Origin of the sequence: Pseudomonas sp. SC3(2021) (assembly GCF_019856535.1) — a bacterium.
GTDB classification, from domain to species: domain Bacteria; phylum Pseudomonadota; class Gammaproteobacteria; order Pseudomonadales; family Pseudomonadaceae; genus Aquipseudomonas; species Aquipseudomonas monsensis.
This window is the reverse complement of the sequence record NZ_CP082236.1, coordinates 2,360,627-2,377,222: the sequence shown is the minus strand read 5'-3', so window position 1 is coordinate 2,377,222 and position 16,596 is coordinate 2,360,627. Positions and strand designations below refer to the sequence as shown.

Sequence of the window (16,596 nt, the reverse complement as noted above, 5' to 3'; positions counted from 1 at the left end):
CTCAGGAAAAAGGACACGCCATAGCCAAGCCCACAAACACCAGATCGGGAACGATTCGAGCATCAGGCGCAGCGCCTGCAACCAGTTCGGCATCTCCACCAGTGATAAAAACAGTGAAGTCCTGCCCCCAATAGGCTCGCGCCATCTCCAACTGAGTGAGCACAAACCCCTTCAACATCAGCGAACATCCGCGCTCTACAGCCTCGACCGTGGTACGGCCTGGAGCCTGGCCAGCCAAGGCACGCTCGGCAGCCAGATCCCCATATCGAATTTTCCTGGTATGGGTTCGCAGCTGATTACGCATCAACGGCATACCGGGACAAATGAAGCCACCAAGATGCTCACCGTCTGCAGCAATAAAATCCGCAGTGACCGCAGTGCCGAAATCCAGAACCAGGCACGCGCCATTCGCCAGATGAAAGCCACCAAGCATTGCAAGCCAACGATCCAGCCCCAGTCGCTCGTAATCCTCGTATCCATTTTTTACGCCAGACATCTCTCTAGCAGATTTCGCACAGACGACCGTTACGCCGAACTCCCGCTCAAGCATCGCGGTTAGCGCAACAGTTTCCTCAACAGTACGCACACTCACCAAACGGCAGTTACTTAATGCAAGTCCATCCAGGCCTCGAAGGCCTTCCAACAGCGCCTGATCTGAATCGACCACACCCTCTGCCATCAAGGCTACCGCCTTCGCCTTCAGCACTCGCCATTTAATGAAGCTGTTGCCGCAGTCCAGCTCAAGAATCATCACGCAACCTCAGGCTAAGCTCGCCGCCACTAAAGACTTTTTCCATGCCATTCACCTTCAATCGCAGCGCGCCCTGGTTATCGATCCCAAGCACTACGCCATCTATCTGATTGACACCCGCTATCAGGGAAACCATCCGCCCCTGCCAAAGATGGTTTTCTTCCCACTCAGTCTGAAGAACAGAAAAACCACCGACCTGGTGACGCTGTATGTATGCCTGTAATTGGTTACTCAACTCGACGACCAGCGCATTTCGATCAAAGCTTTTACCTGACTCCAACCTCATCGAGGTCCATTGCTGATCAACCTCATCAGCCGCCTGCATATTCACGTTAATGCCGATCCCTAGCACTACATGACATACATCTGCCGGATCTCCGACGAGCTCGAGCAATATCCCGGCGATTTTTTTACTGTCGACGAGAACATCATTCGGCCATTTCAGTCCCACGTCAGCCACTCCCAGCTTTCTGAGGGTTTGCATAACCGCGAGCCCAACGACCAGGCTCAGACCCTCAAGCTGACGCATACCACCATCAATGCGCAGTACAAGGCTGTAATAGAGATTCTCGGCAAAGGGACTTACCCATTTGCGCCCCCTACGCCCTCGACCGGCAATCTGCCGCTCCGCGACTACCAAAAATGGTGCAACCTGACCTTGCCCAATGGCCCGCAGCGCCTGGGCATTAGTAGAGTCAATGGAGTCAAAAACCGTTACTGGCCAGCTTGGCGACATTCCTGCCATGCCAAGGGGATCCAGCAACATCAAGGGGGTAGCCAACTGATAGCCTCGCCCCCGAACCTTATGAATGGACAGCCCAAGCTCCGCCTCAAGATGCTGAAGCTGCTTCCACACCGCACTTCGACTAATTCCCAGGGCCTCGCCCAAGTCCTGACCAGAATGGAATCGGCCATCCTTCAGAAGGTTCAACAACGTCAGCATGCAGATCTCGCCTCACAATGAGGCCCGAATAATATCCATGACCCGCGCCGTTGCATAGAAATCAAGCAGACGCATTTCCTGCGGACAAAACAAAACCCCAACTGCTTTCGCAATTGGGGTTTCGGAATTTAATCTTGACGATGACCTACTCTCACATGGGGAAACCCCACACTACCATCGGCGATGCATCGTTTCACTTCTGAGTTCGGGATGGGATCAGGTGGTTCCAACGCTCTATGGTCGTCAAGAAATTCGGGTACTGACTCGTGACCATCTGGCCTCGCTTCAGCAAATCGGGTATGTGATACAGGTGTCTTGTGAGTTGCGCGAACTTTCGGTTCGTTTCGTCTTCACACACCGCAATCTGGTCTCTTCGACGCAAATTGCTTGGGTGTTATATGGTCAAGCCTCACGGGCAATTAGTATTGGTTAGCTCAACGCCTCACAGCGCTTACACACCCAACCTATCAACGTCGTAGTCTTCGACGGCCCTTCAGGGAACTCAAGGTTCCAGTGAGATCTCATCTTGAGGCAAGTTTCCCGCTTAGATGCTTTCAGCGGTTATCTTTCCCGAACATAGCTACCCGGCAATGCCACTGGCGTGACAACCGGAACACCAGAGGTTCGTCCACTCCGGTCCTCTCGTACTAGGAGCAGCCCCTCTCAAATCTCAAACGTCCACGGCAGATAGGGACCGAACTGTCTCACGACGTTCTAAACCCAGCTCGCGTACCACTTTAAATGGCGAACAGCCATACCCTTGGGACCGGCTTCAGCCCCAGGATGTGATGAGCCGACATCGAGGTGCCAAACACCGCCGTCGATATGAACTCTTGGGCGGTATCAGCCTGTTATCCCCGGAGTACCTTTTATCCGTTGAGCGATGGCCCTTCCATACAGAACCACCGGATCACTAAGACCTACTTTCGTACCTGCTCGACGTGTCTGTCTCGCAGTCAAGCGCGCTTTTGCCTTTATACTCTACGACCGATTTCCGACCGGTCTGAGCGCACCTTCGTACTCCTCCGTTACTCTTTAGGAGGAGACCGCCCCAGTCAAACTACCCACCATACACTGTCCTCGATCCGGATAACGGACCTGAGTTAGAACCTCAAAGTTGCCAGGGTGGTATTTCAAGGATGGCTCCACGCGAACTGGCGTCCACGCTTCAAAGCCTCCCACCTATCCTACACAAGCAAATTCAAAGTCCAGTGCAAAGCTATAGTAAAGGTTCACGGGGTCTTTCCGTCTAGCCGCGGATACACTGCATCTTCACAGCGATTTCAATTTCACTGAGTCTCGGGTGGAGACAGCGCCGCCATCGTTACGCCATTCGTGCAGGTCGGAACTTACCCGACAAGGAATTTCGCTACCTTAGGACCGTTATAGTTACGGCCGCCGTTTACCGGGGCTTCGATCAAGAGCTTCGCGTTAGCTAACCCCATCAATTAACCTTCCGGCACCGGGCAGGCGTCACACCCTATACGTCCACTTTCGTGTTTGCAGAGTGCTGTGTTTTAATAAACAGTCGCAGCGGCCTGGTATCTTCGACCGGCATGAGCTTACGGAGCAAGTCCTTCACCCTCACCGGCGCACCTTCTCCCGAAGTTACGGTGCCATTTTGCCTAGTTCCTTCACCCGAGTTCTCTCAAGCGCCTTGGTATTCTCTACCCAACCACCTGTGTCGGTTTGGGGTACGGTTCCTGGTTATCTGAAGCTTAGAAGCTTTTCTTGGAAGCATGGCATCAACCACTTCGTCACCTGAAAGGTAACTCGTCATCAGCTCTCGGCCTTAGAATCCCGGATTTACCTAAGATTCCAGCCTACCACCTTAAACTTGGACAACCAACGCCAAGCTGGCCTAGCCTTCTCCGTCCCTCCATCGCAATAACCAGAAGTACAGGAATATTAACCTGTTTTCCATCGACTACGCTTTTCAGCCTCGCCTTAGGGACCGACTAACCCTGCGTCGATTAACGTTGCGCAGGAAACCTTGGTCTTTCGGCGTGGGTGTTTTCACACCATTGTCGTTACTCATGTCAGCATTCGCACTTCTGATACCTCCAGCAAGCTTCTCAACTCACCTTCACAGGCTTACAGAACGCTCCTCTACCGCATCACCCGAAGGTGATACCCGTAGCTTCGGTGTATGGTTTGAGCCCCGTTACATCTTCCGCGCAGGCCGACTCGACTAGTGAGCTATTACGCTTTCTTTAAAGGGTGGCTGCTTCTAAGCCAACCTCCTAGCTGTCTAAGCCTTCCCACATCGTTTCCCACTTAACCATAACTTTGGGACCTTAGCTGACGGTCTGGGTTGTTTCCCTTTTCACGACGGACGTTAGCACCCGCCGTGTGTCTCCCATGCTCGGCACTTGTAGGTATTCGGAGTTTGCATCGGTTTGGTAAGTCGGGATGACCCCCTAGCCGAAACAGTGCTCTACCCCCTACAGTGATACATGAGGCGCTACCTAAATAGCTTTCGAGGAGAACCAGCTATCTCCGAGCTTGATTAGCCTTTCACTCCGATCCACAGGTCATCCGCTAACTTTTCAACGGTAGTCGGTTCGGTCCTCCAGTCAGTGTTACCTAACCTTCAACCTGCCCATGGATAGATCGCCCGGTTTCGGGTCTATTCCCAGCGACTAGACGCCCTATTAAGACTCGCTTTCGCTACGCCTCCCCTATTCGGTTAAGCTCGCCACTGAAAATAAGTCGCTGACCCATTATACAAAAGGTACGCAGTCACAGAACAAAGTCTGCTCCCACTGCTTGTACGCATACGGTTTCAGGATCTATTTCACTCCCCTCTCCGGGGTTCTTTTCGCCTTTCCCTCACGGTACTAGTTCACTATCGGTCAGTCAGTAGTATTTAGCCTTGGAGGATGGTCCCCCCATATTCAGACAAAGTTTCTCGTGCTCCGTCCTACTCGATTTCATGACTAAGAGATTTTCGCGTACAGGGCTATCACCCACTATGGCCGCACTTTCCAGAGCGTTCCGCTAATCTCAAAGCCACTTAAGGGCTAGTCCCCGTTCGCTCGCCACTACTAAGGGAATCTCGGTTGATTTCTTTTCCTCAGGGTACTTAGATGTTTCAGTTCCCCTGGTTCGCCTCTTGCACCTATGTATTCAGTACAAGATAACCATCTTATGATGGCTGGGTTCCCCCATTCAGACATCTCCGGATCAAAGTCTGTTTGCCGACTCCCCGAAGCTTTTCGCAGGCTACCACGTCTTTCATCGCCTCTGACTGCCAAGGCATCCACCGTATGCGCTTCTTCACTTGACCATATAACCCCAAGCAATCTGGTTATACTGTGAAGACGACATTCGCCGAAAATTCGCAAAACTCTTAAGAGTCACTCACAAATTTTACCTTAGCCTGATCCGTTACCAGTGAAAGTAACGTTCAGTCTATCTTTCTATCACATACCCAAATTTTTAAAGAACGAGCTAGTCAAAGACTAGAAATCAACATTCATCATCACACTGATGGAATGCTCATTTCTAAGCTTTCAAACTTCAGAAGCAGTAGTGGTGGAGCCAAGCGGGATCGAACCGCTGACCTCCTGCGTGCAAGGCAGGCGCTCTCCCAGCTGAGCTATGGCCCCGTATTTCTACAGGCGTTTCCCACACAAAATTGGTGGGTCTGGGCAGATTCGAACTGCCGACCTCACCCTTATCAGGGGTGCGCTCTAACCAACTGAGCTACAGACCCAATTTCGGGCTGCTTCTATCGTCTTCTTCAATGAATCAAGCAATTCGTGTGGGAACTTATGGAGCAGCTGATGTCGTCGATTAAGGAGGTGATCCAGCCGCAGGTTCCCCTACGGCTACCTTGTTACGACTTCACCCCAGTCATGAATCACACCGTGGTAACCGTCCTCCCGAAGGTTAGACTAGCTACTTCTGGTGCAACCCACTCCCATGGTGTGACGGGCGGTGTGTACAAGGCCCGGGAACGTATTCACCGCGACATTCTGATTCGCGATTACTAGCGATTCCGACTTCACGCAGTCGAGTTGCAGACTGCGATCCGGACTACGATCGGTTTTATGGGATTAGCTCCACCTCGCGGCTTGGCAACCCTTTGTACCGACCATTGTAGCACGTGTGTAGCCCAGGCCGTAAGGGCCATGATGACTTGACGTCATCCCCACCTTCCTCCGGTTTGTCACCGGCAGTCTCCTTAGAGTGCCCACCATTACGTGCTGGTAACTAAGGACAAGGGTTGCGCTCGTTACGGGACTTAACCCAACATCTCACGACACGAGCTGACGACAGCCATGCAGCACCTGTCTCAATGTTCCCGAAGGCACCAATCCATCTCTGGAAAGTTCATTGGATGTCAAGGCCTGGTAAGGTTCTTCGCGTTGCTTCGAATTAAACCACATGCTCCACCGCTTGTGCGGGCCCCCGTCAATTCATTTGAGTTTTAACCTTGCGGCCGTACTCCCCAGGCGGTCAACTTAATGCGTTAGCTGCGCCACTAAGAGCTCAAGGCTCCCAACGGCTAGTTGACATCGTTTACGGCGTGGACTACCAGGGTATCTAATCCTGTTTGCTCCCCACGCTTTCGCACCTCAGTGTCAGTATCAGTCCAGGTGGTCGCCTTCGCCACTGGTGTTCCTTCCTATATCTACGCATTTCACCGCTACACAGGAAATTCCACCACCCTCTACCATACTCTAGCTCGCCAGTTTTGGATGCAGTTCCCAGGTTGAGCCCGGGGATTTCACATCCAACTTAACGAACCACCTACGCGCGCTTTACGCCCAGTAATTCCGATTAACGCTTGCACCCTCTGTATTACCGCGGCTGCTGGCACAGAGTTAGCCGGTGCTTATTCTGTCGGTAACGTCAAAATTGCAGAGTATTAATCTACAACCCTTCCTCCCAACTTAAAGTGCTTTACAATCCGAAGACCTTCTTCACACACGCGGCATGGCTGGATCAGGCTTTCGCCCATTGTCCAATATTCCCCACTGCTGCCTCCCGTAGGAGTCTGGACCGTGTCTCAGTTCCAGTGTGACTGATCATCCTCTCAGACCAGTTACGGATCGTAGCCTTGGTGAGCCATTACCTCACCAACTAGCTAATCCGACCTAGGCTCATCTGATAGCGCAAGGCCCGAAGGTCCCCTGCTTTCTCCCGTAGGACGTATGCGGTATTAGCGTTCCTTTCGAAACGTTGTCCCCCTCTACCAGGCAGATTCCTAGGCATTACTCACCCGTCCGCCGCTGAATCCATGAGCAAGCTCACTTCATCCGCTCGACTTGCATGTGTTAGGCCTGCCGCCAGCGTTCAATCTGAGCCATGATCAAACTCTTCAGTTCAAACATCTTTGGGTTTTTAAGAAACCCTAAACTTGGCTCAGCAATCGTTGGTTACATCTTTGATTTCTCGCGGAGTAACTTGTGATGCTGATAATCTTGTTGACTATCAGTCTGACTCCACAAGCACCCACACGAATTGCTTGATTCAGTTGTTAAAGAGCGGTTGGTTAAGATCTTTCGTCTCAACCGAGGCGCGCATTCTACAGCAGCCCCATTTGCTGTCAAGTGATTATTTTCAGAAGTTTTCGAAGAATTCCTCAACAACTTCAACCACTTGCGCTTCCGATCTCTCGTTAGCGGGAGGCGAATTCTACAGCGTTACTCGCTGTTGTCAACACCTCTTTTTCTCCGCTTTCGACCGAGAAGATCGAACCGTTGAAAGCACCAGATCAACCGGCATTTCCAACTCCTTCCAGGCTTCGATGAGCTGAAGCAAGCCGCTGTCGAAAATTGCGTAACTCATTGAATCTCAAGGAGTTTTCCGTTTCGACTGCGCCGGAAGTGGGGCGAATTATAGACTTCTAGAATTCGCCGTCAATCCCTAATTTCAATTTTATTCAGATTTCAGCGTAATACGTGCAAATGCCTTCTTTCCGGCCTGGCAAACGTGGGTAGCGCCCAGTACACATATAAAGGAGCGATCAACCACTTCACCATCTACACGCACCCCACCCGACGACAACAAATCACGCGCCGCTGCCGAGTTCTTCACCAGGCCCGCTTTATTAAGGACAGCCGCGATCGGCATGTCCTCAGTAGACGCAAGCTCGATTTCAGGCAAATCATCCGGCAGCTCGCCATCCTTCATACGGTTGCCCGCCGCGCGGTGAGCATTGGCCGCTGCCTCTTCACCATGGAAGCGCGCCACGATCTCCTCAGCCAACTTGATTTTCACATCGCGCGGATTGGCGCCTGCCTCGACATCGGCACGCAACGCATTGATCTCATCCATCGAGCGGAAACTGAGCAGCTCGAAGTAGCGCCACATCAGCGCATCCGGAATCGACACCAACTTGCTGTACATGACGCCCGGTGCTTCCTGAATGCCGACGTAGTTGCCCAACGACTTGGACATCTTCTTCACGCCATCCAGACCTTCAAGCAACGGCATGGTCAGAATGCACTGAGCCTCCTGACCATATCCACGCTGCAGCTCACGCCCCATCAACAAGTTGAACTTCTGGTCGGTACCGCCCAGCTCAACATCGGCGCGCAGAGCAACCGAGTCGTAACCCTGCACCAGCGGATAGAGGAATTCGTGAATAGCGATTGGCTGATTGGTGGTGTAGCGCTTGTCGAAGTCATCGCGCTCAAGCATCCGCGCAACAGTGTACTGCGACGTCAGGCGAATGAAGTCTGCAGGCCCCATCTGGTCCATCCAGGTGGAGTTGAACGCGACTTCGGTTTTCGCCGGATCGAGAATCTTGAACACCTGAGTCTTGTAAGTCTCGGCGTTTTCCAGAACCTGCTCGCGAGTCAGCGGAGGACGCGTGGCGCTCTTTCCACTCGGGTCACCGATCATTCCGGTGAAGTCACCTATAAGGAAGATCACCTGATGCCCCAGCTCCTGGAACTGGCGCAGCTTATTAATAAGCACGGTATGACCCAAGTGCAGATCCGGCGCTGTCGGATCGAAACCAGCCTTGATACGCAGCGGTTGGCCGCGCTTGAGCTTCTCGATCAGCTCGGACTCGACCAATAGTTCTTCCGCACCACGTTTAATCAGCGCTAGCTGCTCTTCAACCGACTTCATAACAGACCCGCAAGGCTCAGATTCAAAGGGAACCAACCATACAAGATCGCGCACCAATTACAAGTTTTGCCCGGCGCACGGACACCAATCCACAGACAGACTGTCTGTAGACTTGCTTCAGAGATGATTTGGTTATATTTTATACAGTTATTTCATCTTCATCATGTCATTCATCTTTTCCAATTCATCTTTTTTCAAAGTCAAAATTACTTATGACCACAGAACCGTCTAAAGCGCCACCGCTTTACCCGAAGACCCACCTGCTCGCAGCAAGTGGTATCGCCGCCCTTCTCAGCCTGGCACTCCTGGTATTCCCTTCCAGTGATGTTGAAGCCAAAAAGACGACCCTGAGCCTTGAACTGGAAAGTCCTGCTGAACAACTGACACAAGATCAAGACGCTGCTGACGCGGTTCAAGCCACAAATGAGCCAACAGCCTCGCCGTTTGCCCAGATCGAAAACCCTGACGAAACCGCCTCGGAAACCGCTGAAGCCGCGCCAGAGCCAGCCAAGGTCGCCGAAAAACCAAAAGCTCCCGGCCATCGGGAAGTCGTCGTGTCGAAGGGCGACACCCTGTCCACGCTGTTCGAAAAGGTCGGCCTTCCGGCTGCCGCAGTGCACGAAGTACTCGCCAGCGACAAGCAAGCCAAGCAGTTCAGTCAGTTGAAACACGGCCAGAAGCTGGAGTTTGAACTGACGCCTGAAGGCCAGTTGGCCAGCCTGCACAGCAAGGTCAGCGACGTCGAAACCATTTCCCTGACCAAGAACGACAAGGGTTACGCGTTTAACCGGGTCACCGCAAAACCTACGGTTCGCACCGCTTACGTACACGGTGTCATCAACAGCTCGCTGTCGCAGTCCGCCGCCCGTGCAGGCCTCTCCCACAGCCTGACCATGGATATGGCCAGCGTCTTCGGCTACGACGTCGACTTCGCTCAGGACATCCGCCAGGGCGACGAATTCGACGTCATCTACGAGCAGAAAGTGGTCAACGGCAAGGCAGTCGGAACCGGTCCCATCCTGTCTGCACGCTTCACCAACCGCGGTAAAACCTACACCGCCGTGCGTTACACCAACAAACAAGGCAACAGCAGTTACTACACCGCCGATGGCAACAGCATGCGCAAGGCGTTCATCCGCACGCCGGTGGACTTCGCCCGCATCAGCTCGAAGTTTTCCATGGGCCGCAAACATCCGATCCTCAACAAGATCCGCGCCCATAAAGGCGTCGATTACGCCGCTCCGCGCGGTACGCCAATCAAGGCTGCCGGTGACGGAAAAGTGTTGTTGGCCGGTCGCCGTGGTGGCTATGGCAATACCGTGATCATCCAGCACGGCAATACCTACCGCACGCTGTACGGCCACATGCAAGGTTTCGCCAAAGGCGTGAAAACCGGCGGTACCGTCAAGCAGGGCCAGGTGATCGGTTACATCGGCACCACGGGCCTGTCCACCGGTCCGCACCTGCACTATGAATTCCAGGTCAACGGCGTACACGTCGATCCACTGGGCCAGAAGCTGCCGATGGCCGACCCGATCGCCAAGTCCGAACGTGCCCGCTTCCTGGCGCAGAGCCAGCCACTGATGGCGCGCATGGATCAGGAAAAGGCCACCATGCTGGCCTCGAGCAAGCGCTAAGTCATGGCCCTGTATATCGGCGTGATGTCCGGAACCAGTCTCGACGGGCTGGACATCGCCCTGATCGAGCAAACCTCGGCGATCAAACTGATCGCCACCCACTACATTCCCATGCCTGACTCCCTGCGCACTGAGCTCTTGAGCCTGTGCGCCAGCGGCCCCGACGAGATCGCCCGCTCGGCGATTGCCCAGCAACACTGGGTGAAACTCGCCGCGCAAGGTATTCACACCCTCCTTGAACAACAGCAACTCAAACCGCAAGCCATTCGCGCCATCGGCAGCCACGGGCAGACCATTCGCCATGAGCCGGCACGGGGCTTTACCGTGCAGATTGGCAACCCGGCCCTGCTGACTGAATTGTCCGGTATCACCGTTGTCAGCGACTTCCGTAGCCGCGACGTCGCAGCCGGCGGCCAGGGCGCACCGCTGGTGCCGGCCTTTCATGAGGCGTTGTTCGAAGAGCGTAGCGGCAACCAGGCCGTCTTGAATGTCGGCGGTTTCAGTAATCTCAGCCTGATTGAGGCGAGCAAGCCGGTAGCCGGTTTCGACTGTGGCCCGGGAAATGTGCTGATGGACGCCTGGATTCATCAGCAACGGGGTGAAAACTACGATCGCAACGGCCAATGGGCAGCCACTGGCCGCGTCGAACCGGCCCTGCTGAAAGCTCTGCTCAGTGACCCGTTCTTTATTACCAAAGGCCCGAAAAGCACCGGCCGGGAAGTGTTCAACCTGCCTTGGCTGGAGCGACAGCTCTCGAAACTGCCGACCTTCGCCGCAGAGAACGTCCAGGCCACGCTGCTCGAATTGACGGCGCTGAGCATCGTCGAATCGCTGCAGAGCGCTCAATCGGACACGCAAGAGTTGTTGGTTTGCGGCGGCGGCGCACACAATGCCACGCTGATGAAACGCCTGGCGGATCTACTGCCGAATGCAATTGTCGCCAGCACTGCCAGCCACGGCGTCGATCCAGATTGGGTCGAGGCCATGGCCTTCGCCTGGCTGGCCCATTGCTGCCTCGAAGGCATAGCCGCCAACCGCCCGAGTGTCACCGGCGCAAAAGGCCTGCGCGTACTCGGTGCGATCTACCCTAACTAAGCAAAACGCAGACAACAAAAAACGCCGCAGAACCGTAAGGTTCTGTGGCGTTTTGTTGTGTGTAGCGCAGTGCGATCAGATCGAAAATGAAGAACCGCAACCACAGGTCGTGGTGGCGTTCGGGTTCTTGATCACGAAGCGCGAACCTTCCAGACCTTCCTGGTAGTCGACTTCGGCACCGGCCAGGTACTGGAAGCTCATCGGATCAACCACCAGGCTCACGCCTTCGCGCTCGACGATGGTGTCGTCCTCGGCCACATCTTCATCGAAGGTGAAACCGTACTGAAACCCTGAACAACCGCCGCCCGTAACGAATACGCGCAGCTTCAAGCGATCATTCCCCTCTTCATCGACCAGGCTCTTCACCTTGTGCGCAGCACCTTGGGTGAATTGCAAAGCCGTGGGGGTGAAGGATTCGACGCTCATGCTAACTATCTCCCGGCGTTACGCCGCCATAATGCGTGATGACGCGCATTATCCGCTTGTCCTAGAAAATCGGTCAACTATTGTTACGGTATATCAATAAACCCGACCAACTGCCCAGAATGCAAAAAGGCCCGTTTGACGGGCCTTTTTGCTGTGCGGCTTAACGTGTTACGGCAGCATGCCGGCGTGGGACAAACCGAAGCGCTCGTCCAGCCCGAACAGGATGTTCATGTTCTGAACAGCCTGACCCGACGCACCTTTGACCAGATTGTCGATCACCGACAACACCACCACCAGGTCGCCATCCTGCGGACGATGCACCGCAATGCGGCAGACGTTGGCGCCGCGCACACTACGGGTTTCCGGATGGCTGCCGGCCGGCATCACATCGACGAACGGCTCGTTGGCATAACGCTTTTCAAACAGCGCCTGCAGATCCACCGAGCGATCAACAACAGTCGCGTAGAGCGTGGAGTGAATGCCACGGATCATCGGGGTCAGGTGCGGCACGAAGGTCAGACCGACGTCTTTACCGGCGGCGCGGCGCAGGCCCTGACGAATTTCCGGCAGGTGACGGTGACCTTTCACCGCATAGGCTTTCATGCTTTCCGACGTCTCGGAGTACAAAGAGCCTACAGCGGCGCCACGACCGGCACCGCTGACGCCGGACTTGCAGTCAGCGATCAGACGCGAAGCGTCAGCCAGACCGGCTTCAAGCAACGGCAGGAAACCCAGCTGCGTAGCGGTCGGGTAGCAACCCGGCACCGCGATCAGACGGGCTTTCTTGATCTGCTCGCGATTGACTTCCGGCAGCCCGTAGACGGCTTCGTCGAGCAGCGCCGGCGCGCCGTGCGGCTGGCCGTACCACTTGGCCCATTCATCGGCGTCCTGCAGACGGAAGTCTGCGGACAGGTCGATCACCTTGGTGCCCGCTGCCAGCAATTCACCGGCCAATGCATGCGCGACTCCGTGCGGCGTCGCGAAGAACACCACGTCACACGCGCCCAGCGTCTTGATGTCCGGCACACTGAACGCCAGACCGTCATAGTGGCCGCGCAGGTTCGGGTACATATCAGCCACGGCCAGACCGGCCTCGGATCGGGAAGTGATCACAACCACTTCTGCCTGCGGATGCTGCGCCAACAGACGCAGCAGTTCGACACCGGTGTAACCCGTGCCGCCGACGATACCGACCTTGACCATAACCTGCCCTCAAAGAACCCACTGGAAAGCCGTCGATAATAGGGGCCGCGCGCCCCTGCGACAACCGTCAAGGTGACGTGCGGACGCTCAAGCCTCTACTATCCGGGCTACCGTGAACCTGGGAATAACCAAAAATGCTCTATCTATGGATCAAAGCGTTTCATATCGTCAGCGTCGTGTGCTGGTTTGCCGGGCTGTTCTACTTGCCGCGGCTGTTCGTTTATCACGCGCAAAGCGAAGACACGATCAGCAAAGAACGCTTCAGCGTCATGGAACGCAAGCTGTATCGCGGCATCATGGGCCCGGCGATGATCGCCACGCTGATCTTCGGCGGCTGGCTGATTTACCTGAACCCGAGCATTTTCAGCATGGGTGGCTGGATTCACGCCAAACTGACTCTGGTCGTGTTGCTGATCGGCTACCACCACATGTGCGGCGCTCAGGTAAAACGTTTTGCCCGTGGCGAGAACACCCGCAGCCATGTCTTTTATCGCTGGTTCAATGAAGTGCCGGTTCTGATATTGCTGGCTATCGTAATTCTGGTCGTGGTCAAGCCGTTCTAACTTCAACAAGTACAGATCCTTGGGGTGTTCATAATGTCGCTGCCCGCTCTGCTCGAACAACGTCTGCGCCTGCCTGTAGTAGCAGCGCCGATGTTCCTGATTTCCAACCCGGAACTGGTGCTCGCCTGCTGCCGCAATGGCGTGGTCGGCAGTTTTCCGGCGCTGAACCAGCGTGAAAGCAGCGGGTTCAAAGCCTGGCTGGAACAGATCGAAGCGGGGCTGGCAACACTGGATAATCCGGCCCCTTATGCAGTGAACCTGATCGTCCACAACAGCAACCCGCGCCTGCAGGCGGATCTGAACATTTGCGTCGAGCACAAGGTGCCGATCGTCATCACCAGCCTCGGCGCAGTAAAGGAACTGGTCGACGCAGTGCACAGCTACGGAGGCCTGGTGTTCCATGACGTGACCACCCGCCGCCATGCCGAAAAGGCGGCCGAGGCCGGTGTCGACGGTTTGATTGCGGTGGCGGCTGGCGCCGGGGGCCACGCCGGCACCTGGAGTCCGTTTGCGCTGATCGCCGAAATCCGCCAGTTCTTCGATAAAACGTTGTTGCTGGCAGGTTGTCTGAACCACGGCCACGAGATTCTGGCCGCTCAGTTGCTGGGCGCGGATTTGGCCTACCTCGGTACGCGATTTATCGGCACCACCGAAAGTCATGCACCTGACGCCTACAAAGACATGCTGCTGACTGCCAAAGCGGCGGACATCATCCATACTCCCGCCGTGTCGGGGGTTCCGGCGAGCTTCATGCGCCAGAGTCTGCAAGCCGCCGGTTTCGATCTGGCTGCGCTGCAAGGCAAGGGCGAAGTTAATTTCGGCGACAAGCTCAAGCCGATCAACGATGAAGCCAAAGCCTGGAAAACCGTATGGTCTGCGGGCCAGGGCGTTGGCGACATCAGTGATCTGCCGAGCGTTGATCAACTGATCGCGCGCCTCGATGCTGAATACCGTCAGGCCCAGGGACGCACGACCCAGTTGGCGAAACACTGGCCACGTGGGTAAAAATCAGGCCAGCCTCAGGAACTGGCCTTACACTGATGACCTTTTCAAACCATTCGCGACAAGGATGCCTCGGTAATGAGCGACCCCCGTTACAAGATCGTTTTCGACGGTGCTCTGCAGCCCGGTGTCGATATCACCACGGCCAAGCTCAATCTGGCCAACCTGTTCAAAAGCGACGTGGCCGCCATCGAACGCCTGTTCAATGGCCGCACCGTGGCACTCAAGCGCGATTTGTCGCACAACGATGCGCAAGCTTATTTGCAGGCGCTGAGCAAGACCGGGATCGACGCACGAATCGAAGCCGAAACGGCGATCGAGCTTAATCTGTCGGACGTGCAGGATCACGCCTCTGCCGTCGCAGAGCCGGATTCACCCTATGCACCGCCCCGCGCCAGCGTCGGGGAAAACCTGCCGGCGTTCGCCACACTCAAACCCTTCAGCGTCGAAGGGCGGATCGGACGGCTGCGCTACCTCGCCTGGTCGATGGTGCTGAGCCTGGTGACCCTGCCAATCGTCAGCGTATTCGCTCTGATCGGTCTGGGCCTGGTGAGCACTGACTCGACCACCGGCCTGATCATCGGTGGCATCTTCGCCTTCTTCCTGTTCCTGGCTTTCATGATTGTCGGCATCCTGTTCAGCGTTCAGCGTCTGCACGATATCGGCTGGTCAGGCTGGCTATGGCTACTGACCCTTGTACCGTTCGTGGGCAGTTTCTTCCCGCTGGTGATCATGGTCATGCCGGGCAACACCCACGCCAATCGCTATGGGCCGCCGCCGCCGCCGAACACCACGGCCGTCAAAGTGCTGTGCTCTCTGTGGATCGTCTTTATCGGCTTGTTTTTCGTGGGTGGCATGCTGGGCGGCATCTCGGCCATCCAGCAGGAATACGAAACCACTCTGGAAAGCAGCTACGAAAGTGGCTCGGTGACCACCGACGAGGTCGACGTGGAGGTCGAGCCGGCAGCGAATTCCGTTGACGATGCAGCCGAAGCGGCGCAGGCCCCTGTAGACTCTGCGAAAGAATGAACAGCGCTCCCCGCCGTGACACCCGCGTCGCCGGCGCGGAGCTGTTGCGATGGAGAATTGCATGACCCGTTACGCACTGATCACTGGCGCCTCCAGCGGCATCGGTCTGGCCATGGCCGAAGCGCTGGCCCGGCGCGGCCGCAGCCTGATCCTGGTGGCCCGACAGCGTGATCAGCTGGAAAGTATCGCGATCGAACTGACCCAACGGTTTGGCGTGGAGGTTTTATTCCGTGCCTGCGACCTCGGCGAGCCTTTGCGCCTGTCCGGTTTCCTGCTGGAGCTGGAAGAAGGCGACCGGCAGATCGACCTGTTGGTCAACTGCGCCGGCATCGGTACCTGCGGCCCGTTTCTGGCCCAGGACTGGATGACCGAGCAGGATCTGATCGAAGTGAACATCCTCGCCCTCACCCGCTTGTGTCACGCCATCGGCAACAGCATGGCCCTGCAGGGTGGCGGGCAGATTCTCAATGTCGCCTCAGTGGCGGCGTTCAATCCCGGTCCGTGGATGAGCACCTACTACGCCAGCAAAGCGTACGTACTGCACTTCTCCGAAGCGCTGCGGGTTGAACTCAAACAGAGCGCGGTCAAAGTGTCGGTCCTTTGTCCCGGACCGACCCGCACCGGGTTCTTCCGCACCGCACAGCTCAACGACGACAAACTCAAGAACAGCAAGCTGCTGATGAGTCCCGAGGAAGTCGCGCTGTACACCGTGCGCGCACTGGAGAAAAACCGCGCAATCATCATTCCCGGACGGCGCAACCGCTGGTTCGCCTTTCTGCCGCGCCTTGGTTCGCGCTGGCTCAACCGCACCATCGTCGGCATGGTCAACAAGGCTTACTGCCCGCGCTGAACGGTCCT

At 55.7% G+C, this 16,596-nt stretch carries 11 protein-coding genes, 2 tRNA genes and 3 rRNA genes; 6 read left to right on the top strand and 10 right to left on the bottom strand.

The genetic code is table 11. The annotated features are described in order from the left end of the window. Nucleotide 1 precedes the first annotated feature (1 nt). From K5Y35_RS10495 to tyrS, 8 genes are all read right to left on the bottom strand, one after another. On the bottom strand, nucleotides 2–751 hold the full coding sequence (locus K5Y35_RS10495; RefSeq protein WP_222834196.1) for a pantothenate kinase: 750 nt from the start codon (nucleotides 749–751) through the stop codon (nucleotides 2–4). Then, entirely contained in the window at nucleotides 741–1,694 is a 954-nt protein-coding gene (gene birA, locus K5Y35_RS10490; protein ID WP_222834195.1) for a bifunctional biotin--[acetyl-CoA-carboxylase] ligase/biotin operon repressor BirA, read from the bottom strand. The genes K5Y35_RS10495 and birA overlap by 11 nt, the downstream gene beginning before the upstream one ends. 132 nt (nucleotides 1,695–1,826) lie before the next feature. Next, a 5S ribosomal RNA gene (gene rrf / locus K5Y35_RS10485) occupies nucleotides 1,827–1,942 on the bottom strand. Nucleotides 1,943–2,092: 150 nt separating this feature from the next. After that, a 23S ribosomal RNA gene (locus K5Y35_RS10480) occupies nucleotides 2,093–4,983 on the bottom strand. 246 nt (nucleotides 4,984–5,229) lie between these two features. After that, nucleotides 5,230–5,305: transfer RNA gene (locus K5Y35_RS10475), tRNA-Ala, on the bottom strand. A 30-nt stretch (nucleotides 5,306–5,335) separates the two neighbouring features. Beyond that, nucleotides 5,336–5,412, bottom strand: a tRNA-Ile gene (locus K5Y35_RS10470). Nucleotides 5,413–5,493: 81 nt separating this feature from the next. Then, nucleotides 5,494–7,030 (bottom strand): 16S ribosomal RNA (locus tag K5Y35_RS10465). Together the 16S, 23S and 5S rRNA genes with 2 tRNA genes alongside form the textbook arrangement of a ribosomal RNA operon. A 553-nt stretch (nucleotides 7,031–7,583) precedes the next feature. Then, on the bottom strand, nucleotides 7,584–8,783 hold the full coding sequence (tyrS, locus tag K5Y35_RS10460; protein ID WP_123469209.1) for a tyrosine--tRNA ligase: 1,200 nt from the start codon (nucleotides 8,781–8,783) through the stop codon (nucleotides 7,584–7,586). A gap of 212 nt (nucleotides 8,784–8,995) precedes the next feature. Here tyrS and K5Y35_RS10455 point away from each other — a divergent pair, with 212 nt between their 5' ends. Together K5Y35_RS10455 and K5Y35_RS10450 are read left to right on the top strand one after the other, a co-directional pair. Next, nucleotides 8,996–10,420 (top strand): peptidoglycan DD-metalloendopeptidase family protein, encoded by a 1,425-nt coding sequence (locus K5Y35_RS10455; protein WP_222834194.1) that lies wholly within the window; start codon nucleotides 8,996–8,998, stop codon nucleotides 10,418–10,420. 3 nt (nucleotides 10,421–10,423) lie between these two features. Beyond that, nucleotides 10,424–11,515, top strand: coding sequence for an anhydro-N-acetylmuramic acid kinase (locus K5Y35_RS10450; protein WP_222834193.1), 1,092 nt, complete (start codon nucleotides 10,424–10,426; stop codon nucleotides 11,513–11,515). A gap of 75 nt (nucleotides 11,516–11,590) precedes the next feature. Here the strand turns inward: K5Y35_RS10450 and erpA are convergent, their stop codons facing one another. Together erpA and argC are read right to left on the bottom strand one after the other, a co-directional pair. Continuing rightward, complete coding sequence (erpA, locus tag K5Y35_RS10445) at nucleotides 11,591–11,941, bottom strand: iron-sulfur cluster insertion protein ErpA (protein ID WP_003228776.1); 351 nt, start codon at nucleotides 11,939–11,941, stop codon at nucleotides 11,591–11,593. 168 nt (nucleotides 11,942–12,109) lie between these two features. Then, entirely contained in the window at nucleotides 12,110–13,144 is a 1,035-nt protein-coding gene (argC, locus tag K5Y35_RS10440; RefSeq protein ID WP_123469215.1) for an N-acetyl-gamma-glutamyl-phosphate reductase, read from the bottom strand. Between the two features lie 134 nt (nucleotides 13,145–13,278). Here argC and hemJ point away from each other — a divergent pair, with 134 nt between their 5' ends. The 4 genes from hemJ to K5Y35_RS10420 all read left to right on the top strand — a co-directional run bounded on the left by hemJ (nucleotide 13,279) and on the right by K5Y35_RS10420 (nucleotide 16,588). Then, nucleotides 13,279–13,707: a protoporphyrinogen oxidase HemJ gene (gene hemJ / locus K5Y35_RS10435; RefSeq protein WP_053124346.1), complete on the top strand. Its 429-nt coding sequence runs from the start codon at nucleotides 13,279–13,281 to the stop codon at nucleotides 13,705–13,707. A 33-nt stretch (nucleotides 13,708–13,740) separates the two neighbouring features. After that, nucleotides 13,741–14,712 (top strand): NAD(P)H-dependent flavin oxidoreductase, encoded by a 972-nt coding sequence (locus K5Y35_RS10430; RefSeq protein WP_222834192.1) that lies wholly within the window; start codon nucleotides 13,741–13,743, stop codon nucleotides 14,710–14,712. Between the two features lie 75 nt (nucleotides 14,713–14,787). After that, a complete protein-coding gene (locus K5Y35_RS10425; protein ID WP_123469219.1) occupies nucleotides 14,788–15,738 on the top strand; it encodes a DUF805 domain-containing protein in 951 nt (316 codons plus the stop codon). Nucleotides 15,739–15,799: 61 nt separating this feature from the next. Then, a complete protein-coding gene (locus K5Y35_RS10420) occupies nucleotides 15,800–16,588 on the top strand; it encodes an SDR family NAD(P)-dependent oxidoreductase (RefSeq protein ID WP_128616089.1) in 789 nt (262 codons plus the stop codon). The last annotated feature ends 8 nt before the right edge of the window (nucleotides 16,589–16,596 follow it).

Excerpts from the sequence above, each read along its gene's own strand:
- K5Y35_RS10495 (WP_222834196.1), bottom strand. The coding sequence starts at position 751 with ATGATTCTTGAGCTGGACTGCGGCAACAGCTTCATTAAATGGCGAGTG.
- birA (WP_222834195.1), bottom strand. The coding sequence starts at position 1,694 with ATGCTGACGTTGTTGAACCTTCTGAAGGATGGCCGATTCCATTCTGGT.
- tyrS (WP_123469209.1), bottom strand. The coding sequence starts at position 8,783 with ATGAAGTCGGTTGAAGAGCAGCTAGCGCTGATTAAACGTGGTGCGGAA.
- K5Y35_RS10455 (WP_222834194.1), top strand. The coding sequence starts at position 8,996 with ATGACCACAGAACCGTCTAAAGCGCCACCGCTTTACCCGAAGACCCAC.
- K5Y35_RS10450 (WP_222834193.1), top strand. The coding sequence starts at position 10,424 with ATGGCCCTGTATATCGGCGTGATGTCCGGAACCAGTCTCGACGGGCTG.
- erpA (WP_003228776.1), bottom strand. The coding sequence starts at position 11,941 with ATGAGCGTCGAATCCTTCACCCCCACGGCTTTGCAATTCACCCAAGGT.
- argC (WP_123469215.1), bottom strand. The coding sequence starts at position 13,144 with ATGGTCAAGGTCGGTATCGTCGGCGGCACGGGTTACACCGGTGTCGAA.
- hemJ (WP_053124346.1), top strand. The coding sequence starts at position 13,279 with ATGCTCTATCTATGGATCAAAGCGTTTCATATCGTCAGCGTCGTGTGC.
- K5Y35_RS10430 (WP_222834192.1), top strand. The coding sequence starts at position 13,741 with ATGTCGCTGCCCGCTCTGCTCGAACAACGTCTGCGCCTGCCTGTAGTA.
- K5Y35_RS10425 (WP_123469219.1), top strand. The coding sequence starts at position 14,788 with ATGAGCGACCCCCGTTACAAGATCGTTTTCGACGGTGCTCTGCAGCCC.
- K5Y35_RS10420 (WP_128616089.1), top strand. The coding sequence starts at position 15,800 with ATGACCCGTTACGCACTGATCACTGGCGCCTCCAGCGGCATCGGTCTG.